At 57.6% G+C, this 24,516-nt stretch carries 19 protein-coding genes and 2 tRNA genes; 16 read left to right on the forward strand and 5 right to left on the reverse strand.

Going from position 1 to position 24,516, the window contains the following annotated elements; all coding sequences use genetic code 11:
* The first annotated feature begins 11 nt into the window (after positions 1-11).
* The 3 genes from B9Z50_RS08075 to B9Z50_RS08085 all read left to right on the forward strand — a co-directional run bounded on the left by B9Z50_RS08075 (position 12) and on the right by B9Z50_RS08085 (position 3,655).
* Positions 12-638 carry a response regulator transcription factor gene (locus B9Z50_RS08075; RefSeq protein ID WP_090142963.1) on the forward strand — a complete coding sequence of 209 codons (627 nt, stop codon included), beginning with the start codon at positions 12-14 and terminating at the stop codon, positions 636-638.
* An 89-nt stretch (positions 639-727) separates the two neighbouring features.
* Entirely contained in the window at positions 728-1,579 is an 852-nt protein-coding gene (gene folD / locus B9Z50_RS08080) for a bifunctional methylenetetrahydrofolate dehydrogenase/methenyltetrahydrofolate cyclohydrolase FolD (RefSeq protein WP_108363120.1), read from the forward strand.
* Positions 1,580-1,615: 36 nt separating this feature from the next.
* Positions 1,616-3,655: a M3 family metallopeptidase gene (locus tag B9Z50_RS08085; protein WP_108363121.1), complete on the forward strand. Its 2,040-nt coding sequence runs from the start codon at positions 1,616-1,618 to the stop codon at positions 3,653-3,655.
* Positions 3,656-3,707: 52 nt separating this feature from the next.
* Here B9Z50_RS08085 and B9Z50_RS08090 read toward each other — a convergent pair whose 3' ends face one another.
* Both B9Z50_RS08090 and B9Z50_RS08095 read right to left on the reverse strand, forming a co-directional pair.
* Complete coding sequence (locus B9Z50_RS08090) at positions 3,708-5,642, reverse strand: methyl-accepting chemotaxis protein (RefSeq protein ID WP_146183184.1); 1,935 nt, start codon at positions 5,640-5,642, stop codon at positions 3,708-3,710.
* Between the two features lie 161 nt (positions 5,643-5,803).
* Positions 5,804-5,888 (reverse strand) — tRNA-Val (locus tag B9Z50_RS08095).
* 173 nt (positions 5,889-6,061) lie between these two features.
* Between B9Z50_RS08095 and B9Z50_RS08100 the strand changes: the two genes are divergently transcribed.
* The 11 genes from B9Z50_RS08100 to B9Z50_RS08155 all read left to right on the forward strand — a co-directional run bounded on the left by B9Z50_RS08100 (position 6,062) and on the right by B9Z50_RS08155 (position 18,738).
* A complete protein-coding gene (locus B9Z50_RS08100) occupies positions 6,062-7,180 on the forward strand; it encodes a site-specific integrase (RefSeq protein WP_233249807.1) in 1,119 nt (372 codons plus the stop codon).
* A gap of 226 nt (positions 7,181-7,406) precedes the next feature.
* A complete protein-coding gene (locus B9Z50_RS08105) occupies positions 7,407-7,676 on the forward strand; it encodes an AlpA family transcriptional regulator (protein WP_108363124.1) in 270 nt (89 codons plus the stop codon).
* Positions 7,676-8,203: a hypothetical protein gene (locus B9Z50_RS08110; protein WP_108363125.1), complete on the forward strand. Its 528-nt coding sequence runs from the start codon at positions 7,676-7,678 to the stop codon at positions 8,201-8,203. The genes B9Z50_RS08105 and B9Z50_RS08110 overlap by 1 nt, the downstream gene beginning before the upstream one ends.
* Entirely contained in the window at positions 8,200-11,016 is a 2,817-nt protein-coding gene (locus tag B9Z50_RS08115; protein WP_108363126.1) for a hypothetical protein, read from the forward strand. The genes B9Z50_RS08110 and B9Z50_RS08115 overlap by 4 nt, the downstream gene beginning before the upstream one ends.
* A complete protein-coding gene (locus B9Z50_RS08120) occupies positions 11,016-11,366 on the forward strand; it encodes a hypothetical protein (RefSeq protein ID WP_108363127.1) in 351 nt (116 codons plus the stop codon). Before B9Z50_RS08115 ends, B9Z50_RS08120 begins: the two co-directional genes overlap by 1 nt.
* A 317-nt stretch (positions 11,367-11,683) precedes the next feature.
* A complete protein-coding gene (gene czcI, locus B9Z50_RS08130; protein WP_108363129.1) occupies positions 11,684-12,037 on the forward strand; it encodes a cation efflux protein, CzcI family in 354 nt (117 codons plus the stop codon).
* 152 nt (positions 12,038-12,189) lie between these two features.
* Positions 12,190-13,470 carry a TolC family protein gene (locus B9Z50_RS08135; protein ID WP_108363130.1) on the forward strand — a complete coding sequence of 427 codons (1,281 nt, stop codon included), beginning with the start codon at positions 12,190-12,192 and terminating at the stop codon, positions 13,468-13,470.
* A gap of 32 nt (positions 13,471-13,502) precedes the next feature.
* Positions 13,503-14,039: a hypothetical protein gene (locus B9Z50_RS08140; RefSeq protein ID WP_233249808.1), complete on the forward strand. Its 537-nt coding sequence runs from the start codon at positions 13,503-13,505 to the stop codon at positions 14,037-14,039.
* 11 nt (positions 14,040-14,050) lie between these two features.
* Complete coding sequence (locus B9Z50_RS08145; protein ID WP_108363132.1) at positions 14,051-15,181, forward strand: efflux RND transporter periplasmic adaptor subunit; 1,131 nt, start codon at positions 14,051-14,053, stop codon at positions 15,179-15,181.
* Between the two features lie 12 nt (positions 15,182-15,193).
* Positions 15,194-18,313, forward strand: a complete 3,120-nt coding sequence (locus tag B9Z50_RS08150; RefSeq protein ID WP_108363133.1) for an efflux RND transporter permease subunit — start codon at positions 15,194-15,196, stop codon at positions 18,311-18,313.
* 50 nt (positions 18,314-18,363) lie between these two features.
* Entirely contained in the window at positions 18,364-18,738 is a 375-nt protein-coding gene (locus B9Z50_RS08155) for a hypothetical protein (protein ID WP_108363134.1), read from the forward strand.
* Positions 18,739-19,436: 698 nt separating this feature from the next.
* On the opposite strand, the gene B9Z50_RS08160 is transcribed toward B9Z50_RS08155, so the two are convergent.
* The 3 genes from B9Z50_RS08160 to B9Z50_RS08170 all read right to left on the reverse strand — a co-directional run bounded on the left by B9Z50_RS08160 (position 19,437) and on the right by B9Z50_RS08170 (position 22,755).
* Positions 19,437-19,513 (reverse strand) — tRNA-Val (locus B9Z50_RS08160).
* A 115-nt stretch (positions 19,514-19,628) separates the two neighbouring features.
* A complete protein-coding gene (locus B9Z50_RS08165; RefSeq protein ID WP_108363697.1) occupies positions 19,629-21,854 on the reverse strand; it encodes a bifunctional (p)ppGpp synthetase/guanosine-3',5'-bis(diphosphate) 3'-pyrophosphohydrolase in 2,226 nt (741 codons plus the stop codon).
* A gap of 40 nt (positions 21,855-21,894) precedes the next feature.
* Positions 21,895-22,755, reverse strand: coding sequence for an alpha/beta fold hydrolase (locus tag B9Z50_RS08170; protein WP_233249825.1), 861 nt, complete (start codon positions 22,753-22,755; stop codon positions 21,895-21,897).
* Positions 22,756-22,961: 206 nt separating this feature from the next.
* Between B9Z50_RS08170 and B9Z50_RS08175 the strand changes: the two genes are divergently transcribed.
* Positions 22,962-23,732 (forward strand): 3-hydroxybutyrate dehydrogenase, encoded by a 771-nt coding sequence (locus tag B9Z50_RS08175; RefSeq protein WP_108363136.1) that lies wholly within the window; start codon positions 22,962-22,964, stop codon positions 23,730-23,732.
* A 4-nt stretch (positions 23,733-23,736) separates the two neighbouring features.
* A complete protein-coding gene (ompR, locus tag B9Z50_RS08180; protein WP_108363137.1) occupies positions 23,737-24,465 on the forward strand; it encodes a two-component system response regulator OmpR in 729 nt (242 codons plus the stop codon).
* The last annotated feature ends 51 nt before the right edge of the window (positions 24,466-24,516 follow it).

Here is a 24,516-nt window from a genome sequence, read left to right on the forward strand (position 1 = left end):
GGGGTAAATGAATGAGTTTGATACCAAAAAAAGGCACGGTTTATGTCGTTGATGACGACGAAGCAGTGCGCGATTCCCTGCAGTGGTTGCTCGAGGGCAAGGACTACCGGGTGCGCTGTTTTGACAGTGCCGAATCCTTCATCAGCCGCTACGACCCTCGCGAAGTGGCCTGCCTGATCGCTGATATTCGCATGGGCGGCATGACCGGTCTGGAGCTGCAAGACCGCTTGATCGAGCGCAAGTCACCTCTGCCCATCGTGTTCATCACCGGTCACGGCGACGTGCCCATGGCGGTGAACACCATGAAAAAAGGTGCCATGGACTTCATCCAAAAGCCCTTCAAAGAAGAAGAACTGCTGGGTCTGGTCGAGCGCATGCTCGACGAAGCCCGTGACTCGTTCTCCGACTACCAGCAAGCGGCCAGCCGCGATGCACTGCTGTCCAAACTGACCGGCCGCGAAGCCCAAGTGCTCGAGCGGATCGTCGCAGGACGCTTGAACAAGCAAATCGCCGACGATCTGGGCATCAGCATCAAGACGGTGGAAGCGCATCGCGCCAACATCATGGAAAAGCTCAACGCCAACACCGTGGCCGATCTGCTCAAGATCGCGCTCGGGCAAAACGCACCCAAGGCCTGATCTCCTTTCCTGCGCCGAAACGCCTGTATCCAACGCCCGCACCTGCCGGGCGTTTTGCATTTTCTTTCTGACTTTTGGGGTTCTCTCACATGACCGCACAACGCATCGACGGCAACGCCCTCTCCACACAACTGCGCACCGAAGTCGCCACCCGCGCCCAAGCCCTCAAAGCCAAGGGCGTGACACCAGGCCTGGCCGTGGTGCTGGTCGGCGACAACCCGGCCAGCCAGGTTTATGTGCGCAACAAGGTCAAAGCTTGCGAAGACAGCGGCCTGCATTCGGTGCTGGAGAAATACGAAGCCACCATGACCGAAGCCGACTTGTTGGCTCGGGTGGAAGCGCTCAACAACGACCCGAGCATCCACGGCATCTTGGTGCAACTGCCCCTGCCCGCGCACATCGACGCCCAAAAAGTCATTGAGGCCATCAGCCCCGCCAAAGACGTGGACGGCTTTCACATCGCCAGCGCGGGTGCACTCATGACCGGCATGCCCGGCTTTTGGCCCTGCACGCCCTATGGCTGCATGAAGATGCTGGAATCCATCGGTTACGACCTGCGTGGCAAACACGCTGTGGTCATTGGCCGCAGCAACATTGTGGGCAAACCCATGGCACTCATGCTGCTGCAAAAAGACGCTACGGTGACGGTGGCCCACTCGCGCACCCAAAACCTCAAAGCCCTGACCCTGCAAGCCGATGTGATTGTGGCGGCCGTTGGCAAACGTAATGTGCTGACGGCGGACATGGTCAAACCCGGCGCGGTGGTGCTGGACGTGGGCATGAACCGCAACGACGAAGGCAAGCTGTGCGGCGATGTGGACTTTGAAGGCGTGAAAGAAGTCGCCAGCCACATCACCCCCGTGCCCGGCGGCGTGGGCCCCATGACCATCACCATGCTGCTGGTCAATACCCTTGAGGCGGCCGAACGCGCCTCCAAGTGATACAAAGTAACCACTGAACTGCTCACTGAAAGTCCTATGACCAACCCCTTGCTCGACACCTCTGGCCTGCCCTTGTTTGACCGCATTGCCCCCGAGCATGTGGCCCCGGCTCTGGACGAACTTCTGGCCGCCGCCGAAAAAGCCCTGGACACCGTCACCGCCGCCGAGTTTCCGGCTGACTGGAAAGCCATTGCAAAGACCTTGGACGTGAGCACCGAGCGGTTGGGCATGGCCTGGGGAGCGGTCAGTCACCTCAACAGCGTGGCCGACACCCCTGAATTGCGCGCCGCCTACAACGCCGCCCTGCCCCGCGTGACGGAGTTCTGGACGCGCTTGGGCAGCGACGAACGCCTCTACGCCAAATACAAAGCCATTGACGCGGCCAGCCTCAACACAGAGCAAAAACAAGCCCAAAAAAATGCCCTGCGCGGCTTTGTCCTGGGCGGTGCCGAACTGCAAGGCGCGGCCAAAGAGCGCTATGCCGCCATTCAGGAGCGCTTGGCTGAAATCACGCAAAAGTTCAGCGAAAACACACTCGACGCGACCGACAAGTTCTCGCTGTACGTGAGCGAAGACCAGCTCCAAGGTGTGCCCGCCGATGTGGTGCAAGCCACCCGCGATGCCGCGCAAAAAGAAGGCAAAGAAAGCCACCGACTGTCGCTCAAAATGCCGGTGTATCTGCCGGTCATGCAGTTCGCAGACAGCGGCGCACTGCGTGAGCAACTCTACAAAGCCTATGTGACGCGCGCCTCGGACCAAGCCCCCGATGACGCCAAACATTTCGACAACACACCCTTGATGCAGGAAATTCTGGCGCTTCGCCAAGAAGAAGCGCGTCTGCTGGGTTTTGACAATTACGCCCAAGTGTCGGTCGTGCCCAAAATGGCCGAGTCGCCCGAAAAAGTCACCGCCTTCTTGCGCGACCTGGCGGCCAAAGCCCGCCCCTTTGCCGAAAAAGACTTGGCCGACCTGCGCGAATTCGCCGCCAACGCCTTAGGGATTACCAGTCCTCTTAACGCCTGGGATGTGCCCTACTTGAGCGAAAAACTCAAAGAAGCCCGCTACAGCTTCAGCGAGCAAGAGGTCAAGCAGTACTTCACCGCGCCCAAGGTCTTGGCCGGGCTGTTCAGAATCATCGAAACCTTGTTCGAAGTCAGCATCCGCGCCGACCAAGCCCCCGTGTGGCACCCTGCTGTAGCGTTTTACCGCATCGAGCGTGAAGGCCGACTGGTGGGTCAGTTTTATCTGGACCCCCCAGCCCGCGCCGGCAAGCGCGGCGGCGCGTGGATGGACGATGTGCGCGGCCGTTGGCAGCGCCCCGACACGGGTGTGCTGCAAACGCCTGTGGCGCACCTGGTGTGCAACTTCGCCGAAGGCGTGAACGGCCAACCGGCCTTGCTCACACACGACGACGTGATCACCCTCTTCCACGAGTTTGGCCACGGCCTGCACCACATGCTCACCCAAGTGAACGAGCGCGATGTCTCGGGCATCAGCGGCGTGGAGTGGGATGCGGTCGAGCTGCCCAGCCAGTTCATGGAAAACTTCTGCTGGGAATGGTCGGTGCTGCGCCACATGACCGCCCATGTGGACACCGGCGAGCCCCTGCCGCGTGCGCTGTTCGACAAAATGCTGGCCGCCAAAAACTTCCAAAGCGGCTTGCAGACGCTGCGCCAGATCGAGTTTTCGCTGTTTGACATGCTGGTGCATGCCGAGCACGACCCCGCGCAAGACTTCATGCCGCTTTTGCAACAAGTGCGTGACGAGGTGGCCGTGATGCGACCACCCGCCTTCAACCGCATGGCCCACACCTTCAGCCACATCTTTGCAGGCGGCTATGCGGCGGGCTACTACAGCTACAAATGGGCCGAGGTGCTGAGCGCAGACGCCTATGCCGCGTTTGAGGAAACCGCTGCTGAAGACGGATCGCCGAGCGTGGAAACGGGTCGCTTGTACCGCCAAGCCATTTTGGAAGCGGGTGGCAGCCGCCCGGCACTCGAATCGTTCAAGGCCTTCAGAGGCCGCGAGCCCAATCTGGACGCTTTGCTGCGCCACCAAGGCATGGTCAACGCCTGATGCAAAACGGGAGCCTCGGCTCCCGTTTTTGTGTCTGCCGCGGCAGGGCCGCTCAATCGGCCTTGTAACCCATGCGAAAACCGCCCCAGTGCGTGCCCGCCACGCGGATGGGTACCGACAGGTCGTGCATGATTTCACCGGTATCGCGCTTGTAGGTCTGGAGCAGCATCTTCTGTGTGTGTGAACCACAACGGCTGCCAGTGCGGTCGCTGAAAATCCGTTTGCTGCGGCTGTTGACCAAATCCACCTCGTAGCGGCCTGTCAGGGGTTTGGCAAACTTGTCGTTGTGGGTGGGCACATAAGCCCTCTTGTTGGTGCAAATGGCAAACACCAGTTGCGGATGCGCAGCCAGCACCTTTTCCTGAATCGCAGGCAACACCCGGTCGGTGAAGGCATCGAAGCGTGAGGTGTACTTGACCGGGTTGGTGCCCGGGATCGGCTCATGCTCCTGGCTGAGCAAGTCTGCCTGACTGATCGTGCCTTGTGCCACCGCTTGCTCAAACACCGCCTGCACCGCATCGGCTGCGGCACGGGCCACCACAAACATGCGGCTGTGGGTGGTCTCCAGATTCAAATCCACGAGTTTTTCATAGAAGCCCTCGCTCAGTTCGGTCAGCGCTTGGGTCTGGTTTTCCTGCGACTCGATGCGCACACCAAAGCTGGCCAGCTCGTCTTGGATCTCGCCCAGATAACTGGAGATCTTGGCCACCTCCTGCGCCGACTGGCTCGACGCATGAACAATGCCGTCCATCTGCTCAGACAACACGCTCGACGAATCCAGAATGCCCGACAGGCGCTGCCCAACTTGCTCGATCTGCCCCACATTGGCCTGCACATCACCGAGCAAATCATTCATGTTGCTGACCGCCTGCCCAGTCTGGCTCATGATGCCGCCCACACTCGCGTCAATCTCTTGGGTGGCCTCGAAGGTTTTTTCGGCCAGTTTGCGCACTTCGTCAGACACGACTGCAAAGCCTTTGCCGTGTTCGCCTGCCCGCGCCGCTTCAATCGCCGCATTCAAAGACAACAGATTGATTTTGTTGGCGATGTCGCGGATGAGCTGAACGATGTGTTCGATTTTTTGAGAACTTGACTGCAAACCAGTGATCGAAGTCGACACCAACTGCGTGCGCGCACCCATCTGGCGCATGCTCTCCATGGTGCGAGACAGCTCCAGCTGCCCCAAGTGTGAATTGTCACGGGCCTGCTGGGCCAGCTGCGCGACCGAGGCCGCATCGGCACTGACTCGGCTGGAGTTGTCGGCCAAGGAGCGCGAGGAAGCCGAGATCTGAGCCCCCTTGGCGGCCAAGGCCTTCATCTCCCGGTTGATGGTGTTGGCTTGCCATGACAAATCGGCCAGCGTGATGGCACTTTTTTCGACCACCGTGGTCATGTCATGCACCGTTTTGAGCAACTGCACATGGCCCTGCCCCATCTTGGCCAAAGCCGGTCCCAGCAAAGGGTGGTCCAGCCAAGTCGAGGTCACCGACTGAGCGGCCTGCGATGTGTCATGCACTTCGTTGTAGAGGGCGTGGATGAAGTGGTGCAACTCGTCTATCAAAGCTTGCACATGCGACAGGCCCGCACGCGCTGCGGCCACCAATTGCTGGGCCTCGTTGTGTCCAGAGTCCAATGCGCTAGGGTGCAGCTGCCCTTGAGCCAGCCCCTGCATGACTTGCGTGAGTTGATTCAAAACTTGTTGTCGCTGCTGCGCCGAACGCACCAGTAACTGACCCAGGGCATCCACTTCAGCCAAACCACTGGCAGGCCAAACCAGCACAGAAGCATCAGGCTGCCGGGCCAATTCTTCGAGTTGTTGGAAAGCAGCCCCCACGGGGCGCCAAATGAACCAGGCCAAAGCGGCGGATGCCAACCCGCAAATCACCAGCAAGCCCCAAAGGGTCACCGGCACTGGATTGTCGAGTGGGTACAGCCGGTAAACGGCCCCAGCAAATGGCAACACCAACAAGGTGCATAAAGCGGCCACCAAAAGTAACCACCGTTGTCGGATCGAGGACAGCACAACAATTCCCTTCCAGCAGAAAAACGACTCTGATGGTTTGATCAGTTTTGAAAACAGTTTGGGATCATACAAGCAATAAAAAAGCACCTAGCGTTTCCGCTAAGTGCTTATTTTTCTACCAAATTTGGTAGGCGCGACTAGATTCGAACTAGCGACCCCCACCATGTCAAGGTGGGATTATTGAACTATCCCGAACTACCACGAACACATTTACGCAGTGTAGACCCCTATTATTTGTTCGTCATTGTTCGTAAAATTTCGCCATATTTATCCGCACTTTATCCGCACCTATGGCCACACACAGTATTTCGACCGTAAGCGCCCGAGCAGCACTTAAACCTCGGCACGAACCTTATTGGCACAAACTTGCGCAGGGCTGCCACTTGGGCTACCGCAAACTAACAAACCAGTCGGTGGGGGTGTGGTGGGCCAGATACATCGAGCCGGGCACCAACAAGAAATCACACCACTCCCTGGGCTCGTTCGCACATCTCGCCAACAACCAAAAATTTGACGCTGCAAAACGCGATGCTGAAGCATGGTTTGCCCATATTGGCAAAGGCGGTATCTCCGCGGCGAAAACAGTTCGAAACGCCTGTGAAAACTACGTTTCCCACATTAAAACCACCAAAGGCGACTCTACTGCCAAAGACATTCAAAAGCGTTTTGACGGGTACGTCCTCAACATCGAAAGGTTCGCCGAAACCGAGCTCTCAAAGCTTACCCCCGCGATCATTGGTGATTGGCGCAAGCGCCTTACTGAACTCCCGGTAACTCAAGGTCGCCGAGGGCGATCGCGCCAAAGCAAGTCTGAACAGAACGATTCGAATACACCAAAAAAAAGAACCGCAAGCACTCTGAACCGGGATATGACCCCTTTTCGCGCAGCGCTGAATCTGGCATTTAAAGATGGTTGGGTTACGAGCGACTTCGCCTGGAAGGGAAAACTGGCGCCTGTAAAATCAGCAGACCAGCGGCGAAACTTGTACCTGGACAAAACCCAGCGCGCGGAACTTATTGCGGCAGCCGCGGGCAACATCAAAGCGTTTCTGCACGGTCTTGCGGTGCTACCTCTACGCCCAGGCGCACTTGCAAGTCTGCATGTCAAAGATTTTGATGCCCGGCTCTCACAGCTGACGATCCGCATCGACAAAACCGGACAGCGAAAAATCAAGATACCCCCGCAAGCCGCTGCCTTACTGTCTGGTTTGTGCGAGGGAAAGATCGCCAACGCAAGTATATTTTCCCGAGCCGACGGGGCGGCCTGGGACAAAGACTCCTGGAAGGGTCCGATCAAAGAAGCCGTCAGAGCTGCGGCGCTGCAGGCGGAAGTAACGGCATACACGCTGCGTCACTCTGTTATCACCGACCTGGTGCACAGCGGACTTGACCTGCTTACAGTTGCGCAGCTTTCAGGGACTTCGGTCCGCATGATCGAAGCACACTATGGGCATCTGCGGTCTGAAATCGCAATGCCTGCCCTAGAAGCGCTCGCGCTATAAAAAAATTTCAAAAGGCCTTGCCAATAGCAAAATCGCCGCCCTATAATGTTGCCGCCGTTCGCGGTTTGCCGAGCTGTACCTTTGATGAGCATTGAAGGAGAACATCGGTAAAAGCCGCGGCAGAATTTTCTAACGGCCACACCATACGCCCGAGCCACGCAGTAGCGCTGCGGCCATATCGTTCGATGCGAGGTCTGTTCATCACACTTTTTGTGAGGATCAGACCATGAGTTATTCCCGCCCAACTGTTCACGGCCATGAAGCGCTGAGCGAACACGTCTCCAGCAGATTTGCCCCTGACAACCTAACTCTAGCTAACCTGGATGAATTCCTGCCAGGTTTCGGATTTGGAAAAACAACCTGGTACGAAAAGGTTCGTAGCGGCGAAGCGCCCCAGCCTGTCAAAGTGACGGCCAAACGAGTGGCATGGGTCAAGTCGGAGGTACTTGAGTACCGAGCTCGACTGATCGCAGCCCGCACAGAAGGGGGCCTGTGATGAGCATCACAATTTACCTCGCGGGCAAAATCGGGAAAAACGACTGGCGACACAAACTCATGCCCGGACTCCGCGGGCATTCCTGGTCGCTTGGCTCCATTGCAACTCGGGACTTCACATACGCGGGGCCATTTTTTCAATCCTGCGATCACGGCTGCCTGCACGGTCCCAGCACACACGGCGTAGGCGCTGGTACAGGGACATGTACAGAAGAAATCATCTACAGCCCAGCTGACATCATTCGTCTGAACGACGCCGCTCTGCAAAAAGCTGACCTGGTGTTCGCCTACATCACCGCAATTGATTGCCATGGCACCATGGTCGAAATCGGCCGTGCGTCCAATCAACCCTTCACCCGTATCGTCATTGCATTTGCCCCAGGAATCGACTCTAAGGATTTCTGGTACGCAACAAAGCGAGCAGCCGCGGTGCATGAGCACGTGCGAGAGTGCTGCCTTGCTGAGATCCTGGCGAGTGAGCTTTCCGTTACGAAAGGCAACTCGGCTTCCATGGGGAGCGGCTTATGAGCATTAAGTTCACGACCATTACGAGCATGCAAGCCCTGTCAAAGCGGGTCTTCCTTGATGAGTCCGGCGAGATGCAAAAGGTTGCCGCAGCCGCGCTCTTTGACGGTGAATTCGCTGTGCAAGATGTTAATGATCTGCACGAGTTTGCTGTTCATCTCGACAATGCGACAACAAACCAGGCCTTCACCTACGGCACCCCCGGACCGTCGATTGGGAAGATAACCACGCAGGCTCGCGCAGGCAGTTCTGTCGGGGCAATTCCCCGAGACCGAAAACATTTCGAGTGGCCCAGCGGGCCTGGAATTTTGATGATCGACGACGACAGTGGGCGCCCAATCCTCGATTTCGTTCAACTCCTGCGAGACAACGTCCAGTGCCTGCAAAACGTCGACATTCTGCTGAGGCCATCCAGCTCCAGCATGATCTACAACCGCGAAACTGGTGCAGAAGTCCAAGGACTCTTAAACCGCCGTGCGTACGTGGTCGTAGCAAACGCCAAATGCATTCCTGAAGTTGGAAAGCACATCGACGACCATTTGTGGTTATCCGGATTCGGGCATTACAAGGTTTCCGCCTCTGGGAGCCTGCTGGAGCGGAATTTGGTCGACACGGCAGTGTGGACCCCTGAGCACCTTGACTTTGTTGGTGGTGCCATATGTACCCCTCCGCTGGCGCAGCACAAGCTGGCCACAGAATTTAGCCAGGGATATGAGCGGATGGTTGATTCTGCAGGTCTGCCGCTACTGTCCCACAGCCAGCGCGAGCTGATAGGCCGGAAGAAACAAACTGAACGGGCAGCGAAGTCCGCTGCGGCCGCGGCGGCGAAGGATGCATATGTCTCGAAACGAACCATTGAGATGGTTGCGCATGGGGGGGATGCCACCACCGTAAAAAAAGCTATCGAACTGGCACTCGAAAAGTCAGAACTTGGGCCGGATTTTGTAATCCACCTTGCTACGGGCAAACAGGTAACGGTTCGTGAGTTGCTTGAAAATCCGCAGGCTCACCACGGCACTCGATGCGCGGATCCACTAGATCCGACTTACCGGAACGACCCACGCGTGGGATATATCAGTCTGGTCAATGGCTACCTTCCATTCATATACAGCCACGCACACGGGGGCGTGCGGTACATGCTGCGAACGTATAAGCCAACACTTTTGATACGCCCAGGGCGTAGCGCAGAATGCGCAGATGAGCTCGCCATCCTACTTGCCGGATCTGGCCGGGTGTACAACCGTGCTAGCAGTGCGTGCGAGATTCTGAGCACCGGTGGAGCCAGGCCTCTCAACGCGAGTGCCATCAAGCAAATCGCAGGCACCTGGTTTGAGCTCCGTAAACCCAAAAGCGCCGACGACCATGCTATTGTGGATTTGCCTGATAGTGTTGCCAACATGACTCTCGCAAGCTCTGGGCACAAATTACTTGCCGAGCTTCATGGCGTGCTTACTGCACCTACCATGGCTCCTGACGGTCGATTGATCAATCAGCCCGGGTATGACGAAAAAAGCAAGCTTTTGCTGCTGGCATCTGGCGTAGATCCTTGGCCAGAGATCTCAGCGCTTTCCCCCTCTGAGCTGAGCGATGCGTTTGAGCAGCTGTGGCTGCCATTCAAGGACTTCCCATACGAAAACGGAGCGTCTCGCTCAGCGATGGTCGCGGGTTTACTCACTGCAGTGTGCCGCCCCACCCTGCCAACCGCGCCAGCCATTGGCTTTGATGCACCTGTGGCCGGAGCTGGAAAGACAAAGCTTGCAGAATGCCTGTCTATTTTGGCGTGCGGCCAAAGCGAAGTAACGCCAGCAGTGAGTGATGAGGAGGAACTTCGAAAAAAGATCACGTCAAACCTCATAGGTGCAAAGCAAGTGCTCTTGCTGGACAACGTCGAAGGCAATATCCAGTCACCGACCTTAGCCGGTTTATTGACCACTCCGCAATGGAACGACCGTGTTCTGGGTGGAAACGCTCTCATGACAGCAACCAACCGTCTACTGACTATCTTGACGGGAAACAACCTCAATCCCCTCGGGGATCTAGTCCGTCGAATTCTGATCGTACGCATTGACCCGCGAATGGATGCAGCAGCGGTATGGCAGCGTAATTTTGCGCTTGACCCCGTTCAGTACGTACGCGAGAACCGCCAAGAACTCGTAGCAGCAGCCTTGAGCCTACTTTTGAGCTTTGTCCGAGCGGGCATGCCACGCGTGGTGCGAGGGCGACTTGCTAGTTTCGAAGATTGGAATGACCTGGTGCGCCAATGCGTAATCTGGCTCGGACAGCAAGGTGTTGCTGGCCTCACAGATCCAATTCAACAGCTTAGGGTTGCCGCCACACAAGATTCCGAGACTGCAACTTTGGGGGAGCTTCTGCATGACTGGTACAAAGCATTCGGGAATACTGCTGTAGAAGCCAAAACTGTTTGCCTCTCAATCCACATGAATGCATCCATCCATGATGTGGCGCTTGACCGCCGCGGCATGCCCAGTGCAAAGGTTCTGGCGCAATATTTGCGGAAAAAACGTGGGGTCGCAGTGAACGGCATGCGAATCGAAATGCTAACTGGCCGTTCAAATACGTCCTACTGGCAAGTAGCGGGCTCGCCTGCCGCCGCAGATGAGGCAATCGAAGTTGGTGTTTATGGTGGGTTTGGTGGGTTTGGTGGGTTGATTTCCACGCAGACAGCCGATATTGCACCCACTGATAAGATTTTATTTCCTACTGGAGAAGAAACAAACCCACCAAACCCACCACAACCACTATGCGTAGAAACCAGACGCTCCACCACCGCTGGAATCACCACAGGAGGGAGTTGATGGCTACGTATTTGGAAACCATTCGTGCCCGCTGCGATGAAATCACTGAGGCACAAACAAAAACAGCCAATATTGCTGATGCCAAAGCAACAGCTGAGTGGACCGAGCGACTCACACCGCTAGAGGATCGCCTTGCCAAGCTGCTGGCAAACATCCCCGCAGAGATCAAGAGCCAAGGCCTCTCACTACCTGCACTCCGAACCATGTTGGCAGGCAAGTGGCGCGGGAAATGCCATCCAGGCGAGCTGGGTATAGCGCTAAGACGGCTGGGCTACGAGCGCCGCCGGAACTGGTCTGATGGTGGTCAGAGTTTCTGCGCTTTGTGGTACCAGTCCGACGTTGAAAAATAGGCGCTAAAGGCAACTCAACGATTGAGTAAAAGTTGACTGGCAGAGGGCGACCCAAAGTGGACAAACGTTGAGCTGGGATGGATGTCTGCATTGCAGCGGTTGCGGTCATCGGACTAAGTGGGCTCGTTGTCTGCTATCGGCCATGAGCTGTCGTTCGCCAAGCGTTTTCAATTTAAGAATAACGACCAGGCGTATGAAATCAACGTGAAATTGCTTTGCTTTAAAGCATCTGAAATGCTCACCATTGACCTCAACCTCTACGAGGACAAATGCACATTCAGTGAACTTGTAAATTTAAGCCACTACAATTTATACCCATGAAAAAGTATTTGGCGATTTTCTTGCTGGTGTTGTTGCCCTTGCAGTTCAGCTGGGCAGCCATGGCAGGCTATTGCGAGCACGAAACCACTGTTACAGCTAAGCACCAAGGTCATCACAGCCACGACCATGCGGCTGCTGACACCCAAGAGTCCGGTAAAAACACAGCCCAATCGGTATGCATGGATCACGACTGTGCCGCCTGTCATTTGGGCTGTGCAGCTACCCCGGTCAGCGATCTGAACATGACCACAGTAGCGGTCTCTGACAATCATCCACTTCACCTTCAGGTCATTGTTTCTCTTCTGTCAAGAGAACGCCCTGAACGGCCTCAATGGCCCGTGCTTGCCTGATCGGCGAGCCTCGGGTTTCTTTACCTTTCCCTCTTTTCGAATCCCCTGTGTGCGGATGCACATGACGCTTTGCGCGTTGTGCGTCATCGCCTAGCGACGTGTTGTCGCTGCTCGCTGATCTCCTTGGATGTTTTCACCATTGGAGATGAGCTATGAGTTTGTACAAAAAAAGATCGGCACCGATTCGAATCGCGCTGTCGGTCATGACCCTGAGTGGCTTGGTGCTGACGGCCCAAGCACAAGGCACATCCGCCGCTGCGTTGAGTGGATCGGTGTCCTTGAAAGATGTTTTCGAAACGGCGTGGCAAAGGCAACCCGAGGCGCACGCGCTTCAATCGCGTCGCGATGCCGCCCAGGCCCAGGCCAAAGCCGCGTCGATGCTGTCCCCCGAGCCGCCCTCGCTGGAGATAAGTCAGCGATCAGACCGGATGACAGGCAACAGCGGTGCGCGGGAAGCTGAGGTGGGTATCGCCGTTCCCATCTGGCTACCCGGACAACGCACGGCCAGTACCGATCTGGCGCAAGCTGAAATCTCGTTGGTTGAGCGCAAGCTGCTCGCCTCACAACTGCGGCTCGCCTCTTCCGTCAGGGATGCTTGGTGGGGCTGGTTGCGAGCTCGCGTCGATGCTGAACTGGCGAGCGAACAACTGGCCAATGCACAACGCCTCGCCGCTGATGTTGCCAAACGGACCAACGCGGGTGATCTGGCAAAGTCCGACCAGCATCAAGCCGAAGGCGCTGTCGCTGCGGCCCAAGCGCATGCCGCCCAAGCTCAAGCTGCATCTGCCGCAGCCTTGGCACAAGTGATGGCGCTGACAGGCAGGACGGCTCCGGCAGACTTGAAAGTCAACGCGGCGGTGGAGCCAACGCCAGATTCGACCCCACATACGGGTGCGTCAGTGGGGCATCCCTTGTTGGCTGAACTGGAGGATCGCATCACGATGGCCGAGCGGACGGCTCAGCTGATCAGCGCCCAGAGGCGATCCAACCCGGAACTCACGGTGGCCACAGCGCGCGGCCGTGGGGCATTTGGAGAACGCTATGGCCAGACTGTGCTGATTGGCATTCGCGTGCCCTTGGGTGCTGGCCCTAGGCATGACGCCCGTCTTGCGACTGCACAAGCCGAAGCGATAGAAGTGCAGTCACAACTGGTCCTCGAGCAGGCGCGCATTCAAGCCGACAAACAAGGCGCTGCAGCTCGTCTGGAGGCCGCACGCACTCAACTTTATGCTGCGCAGCGACGAGCCCAGCTGGCCAACGAGTCCCGCAGCTTTTTTGACAAGTCGTTCAGGCTGGGCGAGTCGGATCTGCCCACCCGCTTGCGCATTGAAGCAGAGGCTGCAGAGGCCGCGAGACAAGCCGCTCGAAGCCGAATTGACCTGGCCTCCGCCATTTCGGCATTGCGGCAGTCCTTGGGCCTGCTGCCTCAGTGATGCTGACACCCCTCAAAAACTCAAGGAACACCATGAAGATCATTCATTCAACAGCCGCCACCTTTATGGCGCTGATATTCACATTACTCAGTCCTATGGCCATTGCCGGTGAGGGTCACGATCACGCGGAAGCTGCGCCAAAAACCCAGGGAACAGCACTGCCGCGTTTCGTCGCGGTTTCAGAGGATCTGGAAATGGTCGGCATTGTCAATGGCAAGCAGCTGACGATTTACCTGGACCGTTTTACAGACAACAGTCCGGTCAATGACGCCCAAATTGACATCGATATCCAAGGCGGCAAATACAAAGCCGAAAAACACGGCGTAGGTGAATACGAAGTCATCCTCAGGGACACGCTCAAACCTGGCGTCATTGCCATCACCGCAACCATTCAGGCCGGTGAGCTGAACGACCTGCTGACTGGCGAACTCGATTTGCACGAGGACGAAGATGAACCTGTCAGTGGTTCTTCTTGGAAAGGCATCGCCCTGTGGATCGGCGGGGGGTTATTGGCCCTGATGGCATTAGGCGCGATCGTTCGCTTTCGTCAACAAGCTCGTACGGCCTAAGGAGCCTCAGCATGAAAACAATCAACACTTCAAAAAAACGCCACTGGATGGCACTGGCCACTGCTTTGACCCTTGCAGGTGCTGCACTGCCTACGTACGCGGGCGAAGGCCATGACCACGGCGCTGCGCCTGCGACGGCCAATGCCAATGGTCCACAGCGCATGGCCGATGGCAGCGTGTTTCTGCCCAAACCAGCCCAACGCCAACTGAATGTGCGCACGATGGTGGTGGAAACCGCTGAGCTGCCACGCGCCTTTGAACTCAATGGTCAGGTACTGATGGACCCCAACGCTGGGGGCAAAGTCCAGCCCATCAACGCTGGACGCATAGAACCCGGCCCTAATGGCCTGCCCAACGCAGGGCAAACCGTCAAGAAGGGACAGGTCTTGGCCTACGTCGTCCCTGCGTTCGCCCCCCTGGAGCGGGCCAGCCAGTTGACTCAATTGGCCGAATTTCGCGCGGCTAAAGCGCTTGCTGAAAAGCGTTTGGCACGTTTGCGCGAGTTATCGGACACGGTGCCGCGCAAGGAAGTGGAAGCCGCAGAGAGCGACGTGCTCAGCCTGACCGAACGCATGTCGGCCGTCGGTGGCGGCCTCAGCAGCAAGGAAGCACTGGTCGCGCCCGTTTCTGGCGTGATTGCCTCGGCGCATGTCGTGGCAGGTCAAGTGGTGGACACGCGTGAATTAATTTTCGAAATTGTCGACCCTAGGCGACTGCGCATCGAAGCCTTGGCTTTTGATAGCGCACTGACCAACAACATCGGCAGTGCCTCACTGGCTGTCGGCGACCAGCTCACGCCGCTGATTTTCATGGGTGCAGCGCGCAGTTTGCGCGAGCAAGCGCTGCCGCTGAACTTCCAAGTGCAAAGCCCGGAACTACTAGGTCTGGCCGTTGGACAGCCCGTCAAAGTCTATGTGCAGTCCAAGCAAAAGACACAGGGTATTGCGGTCCCCCAGTCGGCACTGATGAAAAACGCTGCTAATCAGAACGTTGTGTGGGTCAAGTCTGCAGCTGAGCAGTTTGAACCCCGCACGGTGACGTTCGAGCCCCTGGATGGAGCGCGCGTCACGGTGATCTCGGGCTTGAAGTCTGGCGATCGTGTGGCGACCCAAGGTGCCACGCTCGTCAATCAAGTCCGGTAAAGGGGTCACGATATGTTCAAGTGGCTTCTCGAAAATAGCCTGACCAACCGGCTTCTGGTGTTGATAGCGGGTGCCGTATTGATGGCTTACGGGGCATTCACATTGTCTCGAACGCCAGTCGATGTCTTTCCCGACCTCAACAAACCTACTGTGACGATCATGACCGAGGCGGGTGGCATGGCGCCCGAAGAGGTCGAGCAACTGATTACCTTTCCTCTGGAGACGGCCATGAATGGCTTGCCTGGGGTCGAATCGGTTCGTTCTACTTCCTCTGCTGGCCTGTCCTTTTTGTATGTCACCTTCAACTGGGACACAGAGATTTTTCGGGCACGCCAACTGGTGTCTGAACGTCTCTCGTCCATGGAAGAAGGTTTGGCTGCCGGGGTAATTCCACGGATGGGGCCGATCAGCTCCATCATGGGTGAGATCATGCAGATCGCTATTCCTGTCGATCCGCAGAAGATCTCCCCTATGGCCGTGCGTGAGTACGCCGACTGGGTGCTCCGGCCTCGACTCCTGTCCATCCCCGGCGTCGCACAGATCATCCCCATTGGCGGCGAAGTGCGCCAGTTTCAGGTGCAGCCCAATACAGCGCGCATGTCGGACTTAGGTATCTCCTTGGACCAGTTGGAGTCAGCGTTGCGCGGGTTTTCGGCCAACACCTCGGGTGGTTTTTTAGAGCTCAACGGGCGCGAGTACCTGATTCGACATCTGGGCCGTACCTCCCGCCTGGAGGACTTGCGCAATTTGGCCATCACCGCCAAGAACGGCCAGCCCATCTTGTTGCGGCAGATCGCTGAGGTCACGTTTGCCGCCGCCATCAAACGCGGGGATGCCGGCTTTGAAGGCAAGCCCGCCGTGATTCTGGGCGTTCAAAAGCAACCCACCGCTGACACGACCCGTTTGACACAGTCGATTGAAGAAGCGATTACGGATCTCAAGGCATCCCTTCCTGAGGGGATGGAGGCACCCCGTGTGACCTTCCGGCAGGCCAGCTTCATCGAGGCCTCGATCTCGACGCTGCAAGGCAAACTCATCGGCGCCTCGCTGTTTGTGGCCGCGATCCTGTTCTTCTTCCTGGGCACGGTTCGCCCCACCATCATTGCGCTCACCGCCATCCCAGTGTCCATCTTCATCACGGCACTGGTGTTCAAGTATTTTGGCTTGTCGATCAACACCATGACGCTGGGGGGGCTGGCGATTGCCATTGGCGGACTGGTGGACGATGCCGTGGTGGATGTGGAAAACATCTTGCGGCGCATGAAAGAAGACCGTGCCAAGGACCCAAGCCAGCGCCTGTCGCTGCTCGCGCTCGTGGCCAAGGCGTCCATGGAAGTCCGCTCGGCGATCCTCTATGCGACGGTGATCATCGTGCTGGTCTTCCTTCCGCTTTTTGCTTTGCCGGGCCTGGAAGGCAAGTTGTTTGTGCCGCTGGGCATTGCCTTCATCATCTCGACACTGGCCTCTTTGTTGGTGTCGGTAACGATGACGCCGGTGCTGAGCTACTACCTCTTGCCGGGCATGAAAAACCTGGACCATGGCGACACCAAAGTGCTGGCATGGCTCAAGCAAGGCTACAAAGGCAGTTTGCAAAAAGTGCTGGACAAGCCACGCGTGGCGATAACCAGTGCATGTGTAACGGTAGTGTTTGCAGCGGCGGCTGTTCCGTTTTTTCCGACCACCTTCTTGCCTCCTTTCAATGAAGGCACCTTACTGGTGGGCATACGGCTGAACCCGGGCGTGACCTTGACCGAGTCCTCTGACCTGGCGCGCCAGGCCGAAGTGCTGGTCAAGCAGGTGCCCGAAGTGCTGCATGTGGGCAGACGCAGCGGACGTGCTGAATTGGATGAGCATGCCGAAGGCGTTCATGTCAGCGAATTGGACGTGGGCATCAAACCCTCAGGCGAGTTGACGCGCTCAATGGATGAGGTCCGTGCCGACATCCGTGCGCGCTTGGTCAACCTGCCTGCTTCGATTGAGGTGGGGCAACCCATCTCACACCGCATCGACCACATGCTGTCTGGGGTGCGCTCACAAATCGCCATCAAGATCTTTGGCGAAGACCTGGACGTGCTGCGCGGGCAAGCCGATGCGCTGCGCTCACGGCTGTCAGGCATCGAGGGCATAGCCGACCTGCAAATCGAAAAACAAGTTCTTGCGCCCCAAATCAAGGTACGGTTGGACTATGCGGCAGCGGCGCAATACGGCCTGTCTGGCGCGCAAGTGCTTGCCACACTGCAGACCCTGGTGGAAGGTGAACGTGTCACGCAAATCATGGAGGGAGGTCGCCGCTTTGCGCTGGTTGTGCGTTTACCAGAATCCGCACGATCGCTGGAAGGCCTGGGCCAGGTGTTGATCGAAACACCCTCGGGCAGAATTCCGCTGTCCAAAATCGCAACGATTGAAGACGCCGATGGTCCCAACCAAATCAGTCGGGACAACGGCAAGCGGCGTATCGTGATTTCTGCCAACGCTTCGGGCCGCCCATTGTCAGAAGTCGTGGCCGACATACGCAAAGTGACGGCGGATTCTCGATTGCCAGAGGGCTACTTCATCACCCTTGGAGGACAGTTTCAGGCGCAAGAAGAAGCCTCGCGCCTGATCTCTTTGCTCTCGGTGGTCTCTGTGGTGTTGATGTTTGTGGTGCTTTACAGCCGCTACAAGTCCGCCGTTTTGTCGGCCTTGATCATGGTGAACATTCCCTTGGCGCTCGTGGGTGCCGTGTTGGGTCTTTGGCTGTCAGGTCAGCCCTTGTCGGTGGCCGCCCTGGTCGGCTTCATTACGCTGGCGGGCATTTCGGTGCGCAACGGCATTTTGAAGGTCAGTCATTACATCAACCTGATGCGCTTTGAGGGAGAGTCCTTCACCAAGCCCATGATCTTGCGCGGTTCGATGGAACGTTTGAGCCCGGTGTTGATGACGGCCTTGGTGACTGCCTTCGCATTGGCACCATTGCTCTTCGAGGCCGAACGCCCCGGCACCGAAATTTTGCACCCGGTCGCCGTGGTGATTTTCTCGGGCTTGATCAGCTCGACGCTGCTCGACACCTTTCTGACGCCTGCCATGTTTTGGCTCTTTGGCCGCAAGCCCGCCGAGGCGCTTTTGCAGGACAAAGACGCTGAAGCGTTCTGACCGTTCACCCGTTTTTTCAACTTCAATCTCAAACTTTAAAAGGACATCTCATGAAATTGCAAACGCTTTTAATCACCGCTTCTTTAGTGCTTGGCAACATGGCTTGGGCCGGACCCGGCGATGCCACCCACAAACCCATGCACGGTGGCGTTTTAGCCACCGTCAAGGATGTTGACTATGAGTTGGTGGCCAGTGTCACAGCGCTTCGCCTTTATGTGCGTGACCATGGCAAAGCGGTGGATGTGTCCAAATCCACAGCTAAATTGACCTTGCTGACAGGCAGTGAAAAACAAGAGGTTGAACTCAAGCCAAGCGGAGACAAACTGGAAGCGACTGGAACCTACAAAGTGACGGCCGGCACGAAAGTTGTGGCCGTTATTTCCTTCGGTGCAAAGCAGGCGACGGCCAGATTCGTCATCAAGTAATTCGTCAGCGTTAACACTCCACTCAACCTATCTTTCTCTTCAGTTGTCGTTGGATTTGATGAATCCAATGACTGCTGTGGGTCGGCTACGGCCAGTCGGCAGAATTTTTGCAAGGTCTGCTTCCAGCCTGAACAGGACTTCAAGGGTAAAAATACAAACGACAGCCACTAACCACAAGCCGACCGCCAAATCTTTGGCACTGCCTGGTGTGATTGTAAAAATAAAATGCTCAAAAACAATAAGTCAGACTGCCGCGTTCCCAATCAACTTCTCTGCAGCTTATTCAAGCTAAAAAATTGACCTTTGCTGTGAGGACCCACCATGAAGCTATCCCCCCACCCCCCCGGGCTTGGGGGTCCTGTAGGGGGTGGGTAGCAGCTACTATCACCCACTACTCTCATGCAGGCCTACTATCAGCGGCAGCTACTATCACTTGCCACACGGCTTCTACTATCACCTCTGACGCCCTACTATCAGGCAGCAACTGGGCGCCTACTATCACCGTACTCTTGAGCTGAGGATCGCACTTAGGTAGTGATCAAGTGACCACAAGTGAGTTCAAAAAATTGCTCTACATAGACCCATTACCTCGTTCGCGGGCTTACTAACTTCCGATGGTGGTTATCCGCACTTTATCCGCACTGACGAAAAAAAAGCACCGGGCATTGCTGCCAAGTGCTTGTTTTTCCTACCAAATCTGGTAGGCGCGACTAGATTCGAACTAGCGACCCCCACCATGTCAAGGTGGTGCTCTAACCAACTGAGCTACGCGCCTGCTAAGCCTTGAATTATAGCCATAAAAATCGCGATTTTTGCCCCTTGCGCAACAAGTTCTCGACTTCTACCCTGGCGGCATGGGCATCTGCCTGAAGCCTCATCAAGCATGAACCTCAGCGCCGTCTGGCCGCACGCACCCCTTTGACGCTGCGCACCGTGCCCAGCACCTTGCTCAGGCTGACCGCATCGCCAATCTCCACCGTGAAGGTCATCCAAGCAGTGCCTTTCACCGATTGGGTTTGCACCCCGATCACATTCATCTTTTCTTTGGCAAACACTTCTGAGATGTCGCGCAGCAGGCCTTGGCGGTCAAAGGCCTCCACCGCCACGTCCACCGGATACACCGAAGCAGCGGCCCCTTTGTGCTCGCCCCAGCGCACCTCGATCACGCGTTCGCCGTGGCGCAAAGCCAGCTCGCGGAAGTTGCTGCAGTCTTGGCGGTGGATGCTCACGCCTTTGCCGCGGGTGACAAATCCACTGATCGCATCGGGCGGCGCAGGTTTGCAGCAACGCGAGAGCTGCGTGAGCAAAGAATCCACACCGACGACAAGCACACCATTGGGTGTCTTGCGAGGCACGGCTTCTTTGAACTTCTTGTGCAGGACCTCGTCGGCTTGTGGTGCAGCCTCTGGCGGGTTAAGCAAAACCTCGATATTGCGCAGCGAATACTCATCCTTGCCCACCACCTCAAAGAGGCCATCGGCTGACTTGAAGCCCAGCTGGTTGGCCAGTTCTTCCAGTCGAATGGCCGTGCGACCCAGCCGTTGCAAAAATTTCTCGACCAATTCGCGCCCGCGGGCGATGGTCTCGGCACTGACTTGCGCGTTGAACCAGGCCCTCACCTTGGCTCTGGCCCGAGGGCTGGCCAAAAAGCCCAACTCAGGATTGAGCCAGTCGCGCGAGGGGCCGCCCTCCTTGATGGCGGTGATCTCCACCGTCTGACCGTTGGCCAACTGGGTGTTCAGCGGCACCATGGCCCCATCCACCTTGGCCCCCCGGCAACGGTGACCCAAGTTGGTATGCACGGTGTAAGCAAAGTCGATGGGCGTGGCGCCTTGCGGCAGCTCAACCACTGCCGCATCGGGTGTCAGCACGTAAATACGGTCGTCGAACAGACTGCTGCCTGGTGCACTGGCTTGAGCTGCGCCAGACAGGTCGCGCTCCCAGGCCAACAGTTGTCGCAACACAGCGATTTTGGTGTCGTATTCGCTGGTGGCCGACACCCCTGCATAGCCTTTGGTGCCCGCTTCTTTGTAAGCCCAGTGGGCGGCTACGCCGTGCTCGGCATGGTCGTGCATGGCTTGGGTGCGGATTTGCACCTCGATCGGGCCGCCGTCGGCATCGCGCACCACGGTGTGCAGCGACTGGTAGCCGTTGGCTTTGGGCTTGGCGATGTAGTCGTCAAACTCCTCGGCAATCGGCACAAAGTGCTCGTGCACCCAGCTGAGCGCGTGGTAACAATCGGCCACGCTAGGCACCACCACGCGAAGCGCACGGATGTCGAACACACGCTCAAAGGGCAAGGACTTGCCGCGCATTTTGCGCACGATGCTGTAGATGTGTTTGGGCCGACCCTCGACCGAAGCCGCAATGCCCTGAGAGGCCAAGGCCTGCTGCAAGCGCTCTCGCAGGGCCACCATGTAACGCTCGCGCTCGGTGCGTTTTTCATCCAGCAGCCGAGCAATGTCCTTGTAGATCACGGGCTCCAGAAAACGGAATGACAGGTCCTCCATCTCCCATTTGATCTGCCAAATGCCCAAACGGTTGGCCAAGGGCGCAAACACCTGCAGCGACTCGCTGGCCAGCGCCGGGGGCACTGGCAGTTTGGTGGCAGCAAAATGGCGCAGGGTTTGCAAACGTGAGGCCAAGCGCAGCATGACCACACGCAAATCGCGGCTGAATGCCAGCAGCATCTTGCGCACGTTTTCGGTCTGGATGCGGGGACTCAAGGGCGTGTTATCAGGCCCAAGCGTGCTCGACGCGGCCGCACGCGAGAGGCGCTGAACATGAACCAGCTGATTGGTTTGAATGGCCAGTTGCGCCAACTGCGGGCCAAAGGCCTTGGCCATCACCTCTTCGGGTTTGTTCAGGTGCGGACAGGCATACACCAGGTAACAGGCCGCCTGCATGGCCACAGAACCCCCAATACCCGCCAAAATTTCGGCCACGGCATCGGCATGCGCCAAGATGTTTTCACCGGTGTCCAGCGTTTCTCCGGCAATCAGTGGCTCGGCAAAAACACGGGCTTTGGCCAGGGTTTCGGTCTGATCTGACCCTTGCGCTGTGGCCAGCACGACGGGCGGCAAATGAGGCGCGTGCAAGCGGCCCGTCGTGGACATGGGGCTGGCCGAGTGGCTGGAGGTAGGGCTGACCATAACCCTAGTCACCCAACAAAAAATGCGTCAAAACCGCGATCTGATCGTCTCCCGTCAAGGTGGGCGCGTGGCCACATCCAGGCCAGGTATCCAGCTTCGCAAGGGGGCCACGCTGAGTCATCTGGGCAGCAGTTTCGGGCGTCAGCAAGTCTGAATCTTGACCCCGAATCAACAGTGTTTGTGCCTGAATTTGGTCGTACAAGGCCCACAACATGGCTTCTCCAGAGGCAGCTGCTTCGGCGGTCAAGGCCCGCACGGGCACCCCAATGGCCGGGTCGTAATGCAGCGTCAGTTGGCCATCGGCGGCGGCGCGGGTCATGTGCAACGACATCTCGCGCCAAACCTCTGGCAAAACCGGGCCAAAACCTTGAGACAGCTCCCATAAAGCGGCGGCGGCTTCATCCAGATCGCGGTATTGACCGTATTGACCCACATAAACTTGCATGCGCTGCACCGAAGACCAAGTGATGGCCGGGCCCACGTCATTGAGCACCAAGCGACGAATCGGGCAAGGCAAAGGCAAGCTGGGCTGCCCTGCCAGCACCATGCCAATCAAGCCGCCCATGCTGGTGCCCACCCAGTCGAGCGTTTGCAGGGGCTTGTCTGCCCCCAATTGCAGCTGAATCTGGGCCAACATCGCCAGCATGTCACCCGCGTACTGCGGAATTTGGTACAGGGTGGGCTCGCTCAGCCATTCGCTTCGACCGCGACCGGCCACATCGGGGCAGATGATTTGCAATGGCTCGGGGCTTTGCGCCAGCAGAGCCTGGGCTAAACGGTCAAAGTCGCGGCCCTGTCGGGTCAAGCCGTGCACACACACCACCACACGGCGGGCACCTGCATCGCCCCAGCGCCAATAGGCCATGCGGTGCTGGCCCTCGGGATGAGGGCAAGTGACCCATTCGAGTTGGGGGGATGGGGCGCAGGTGTTCGAGGCCGGGGTGGGGTTCAAGGTAGGGGTCAAGGTGATGAAAATCGAAAACAATCTGGAGGACTTGCCCATTAAACCGGGCTTGAGCGGCGCGATAATGGACTTTTGAACATCCTAATTCATCTTTCGGAGTGGAAAACATGTTGCAAGGTAAAACAGCACTGGTCACTGGCTCAACGAGCGGCATCGGATTGGGCATTGCCAAGTCTTTGGCCAAGCAAGGCGCCAACATTGTGCTGAACGGTTTTGGCGATGCCGAAGGCCCCAAGGCCGAGATTGCTGCACTGGGCGTGAAAGTGGCCTACCACGGCGCCGACATGAGCAAAGCCTCCGAGATTGAAGCCATGATGGCCTTTGCAGCGGACACCTTTGGACGCGTCGACATTTTGGTCAACAACGCCGGCATCCAGCATGTGGCCAAGATCGAAGACTTTCCTGTCGAGCGCTGGGACGCCATCATCGCCATCAACTTGAGCAGCGCCTTCCACGCCACACGACTGGCCCTGCCTGCCATGAAAGCGGCCAACTGGGGCCGCATCATCAATCTCGCATCCATCCACGGCCTGGTCGGTTCGGCCGAAAAGTCGGCTTACGTAGCCGCCAAGCACGGTGTGGTTGGCCTGACCAAGGTCACCGCGCTCGAAAACGCCACCACAGGCGTGACCTGCAACGCCATTTGCCCCGGCTGGGTTTTGACGCCTCTGGTGCAAAAACAGGTGGACGCCAAGGCCGCGGCCATGGGTTTGTCGAACGAAGAAGCCAAAAAACAGCTGCTGCAAGAGAAAGAGCCCTCCATGCAGTTCACCACGCCCGAAGAACTGGGCGAGCTGGCGGTGTTCTTCTGCTCGGCCGCAGGAAACAACGTGCGCGGTGTGGCCTGGAACATGGACGGCGGCTGGACCGCCCAGTAAAACGATGAGTAACTCTGCACGCTTGGACAAGATCGTCATTGTTGACGACGACACCCGCATCCGCGACTTGTTGCGCCGCTTTCTGTCACAAGAAGGCTTTGACGTGTTGTTGGCCGAAGACGGCCGCGCCCTTGACCGCATCATGCAACGCGAGACGATCGACTTGATCGTGCTCGACCTGATGCTGCCCGGCGAAGACGGCCTGAGCATTTGCAGGCGTCTGCGCGCCAACGGTGTGAACACGCCGGTCATCATGTTGACCGCCAAAGGCGAGGATGTGGACCGCATCAATGGCCTGGAGATCGGGGCCGACGACTACCTGGGCAAGCCCTTTAACCCCCGAGAGCTGCTGGCCCGCATCCATGCAGTGCTGCGCCGCAGACCTGCCACAGAGCTGCCCGGCTCACCCTCGGCAGAAGAAGAGGTCATCATTTTCGGCCACTTCAAGCTTGACTTGGGGGCCCGGTCGCTGAGCAAGGACGGCGTGGACATGGCGCTGACCACCGGCGAATTTGCCATGCTCAAGGCCTTGGCCAGACACCCGCGGCAATCCCTGACCCGTGACAAGCTGGCCCAATTGGCGCGCGGGCGGGAGTTTGAGCCCTTTGACCGCAGTCTGGATGTGCAGATCTCCCGTCTGCGCAAAATGATCGAAGTCGACCCGGCATCGCCCAAAATCATCCAGACCGTTTGGGGTGTGGGTTACGTGTTTGTGCCCGATGGACAAGCGTGAAACCCGTGCAGATTGCCCCAGATGAGGTGACGCCCGGGCCAACCGCTGGCC

The sequence above is a fragment of the Limnohabitans sp. Bal53 genome, from assembly GCF_003063355.1.
Taxonomy (GTDB): domain Bacteria; phylum Pseudomonadota; class Gammaproteobacteria; order Burkholderiales; family Burkholderiaceae_C; genus Limnohabitans_A.

Excerpts from the sequence above, each read along its gene's own strand:
- B9Z50_RS08075 (WP_090142963.1), top strand. The coding sequence starts at position 12 with ATGAGTTTGATACCAAAAAAAGGCACGGTTTATGTCGTTGATGACGAC.
- folD (WP_108363120.1), top strand. The coding sequence starts at position 728 with ATGACCGCACAACGCATCGACGGCAACGCCCTCTCCACACAACTGCGC.
- B9Z50_RS08085 (WP_108363121.1), top strand. The coding sequence starts at position 1,616 with ATGACCAACCCCTTGCTCGACACCTCTGGCCTGCCCTTGTTTGACCGC.
- B9Z50_RS08105 (WP_108363124.1), top strand. The coding sequence starts at position 7,407 with ATGAGTTATTCCCGCCCAACTGTTCACGGCCATGAAGCGCTGAGCGAA.
- B9Z50_RS08110 (WP_108363125.1), top strand. The coding sequence starts at position 7,676 with ATGAGCATCACAATTTACCTCGCGGGCAAAATCGGGAAAAACGACTGG.
- B9Z50_RS08115 (WP_108363126.1), top strand. The coding sequence starts at position 8,200 with ATGAGCATTAAGTTCACGACCATTACGAGCATGCAAGCCCTGTCAAAG.
- B9Z50_RS08120 (WP_108363127.1), top strand. The coding sequence starts at position 11,016 with ATGGCTACGTATTTGGAAACCATTCGTGCCCGCTGCGATGAAATCACT.
- czcI (WP_108363129.1), top strand. The coding sequence starts at position 11,684 with ATGAAAAAGTATTTGGCGATTTTCTTGCTGGTGTTGTTGCCCTTGCAG.
- B9Z50_RS08135 (WP_108363130.1), top strand. The coding sequence starts at position 12,190 with ATGAGTTTGTACAAAAAAAGATCGGCACCGATTCGAATCGCGCTGTCG.
- B9Z50_RS08140 (WP_233249808.1), top strand. The coding sequence starts at position 13,503 with ATGAAGATCATTCATTCAACAGCCGCCACCTTTATGGCGCTGATATTC.
- B9Z50_RS08145 (WP_108363132.1), top strand. The coding sequence starts at position 14,051 with ATGAAAACAATCAACACTTCAAAAAAACGCCACTGGATGGCACTGGCC.
- B9Z50_RS08150 (WP_108363133.1), top strand. The coding sequence starts at position 15,194 with ATGTTCAAGTGGCTTCTCGAAAATAGCCTGACCAACCGGCTTCTGGTG.
- B9Z50_RS08155 (WP_108363134.1), top strand. The coding sequence starts at position 18,364 with ATGAAATTGCAAACGCTTTTAATCACCGCTTCTTTAGTGCTTGGCAAC.
- B9Z50_RS08165 (WP_108363697.1), bottom strand. The coding sequence starts at position 21,854 with ATGTCCACGACGGGCCGCTTGCACGCGCCTCATTTGCCGCCCGTCGTG.
- B9Z50_RS08170 (WP_233249825.1), bottom strand. The coding sequence starts at position 22,755 with ATGGCCTATTGGCGCTGGGGCGATGCAGGTGCCCGCCGTGTGGTGGTG.
- B9Z50_RS08175 (WP_108363136.1), top strand. The coding sequence starts at position 22,962 with ATGTTGCAAGGTAAAACAGCACTGGTCACTGGCTCAACGAGCGGCATC.
- ompR (WP_108363137.1), top strand. The coding sequence starts at position 23,737 with ATGAGTAACTCTGCACGCTTGGACAAGATCGTCATTGTTGACGACGAC.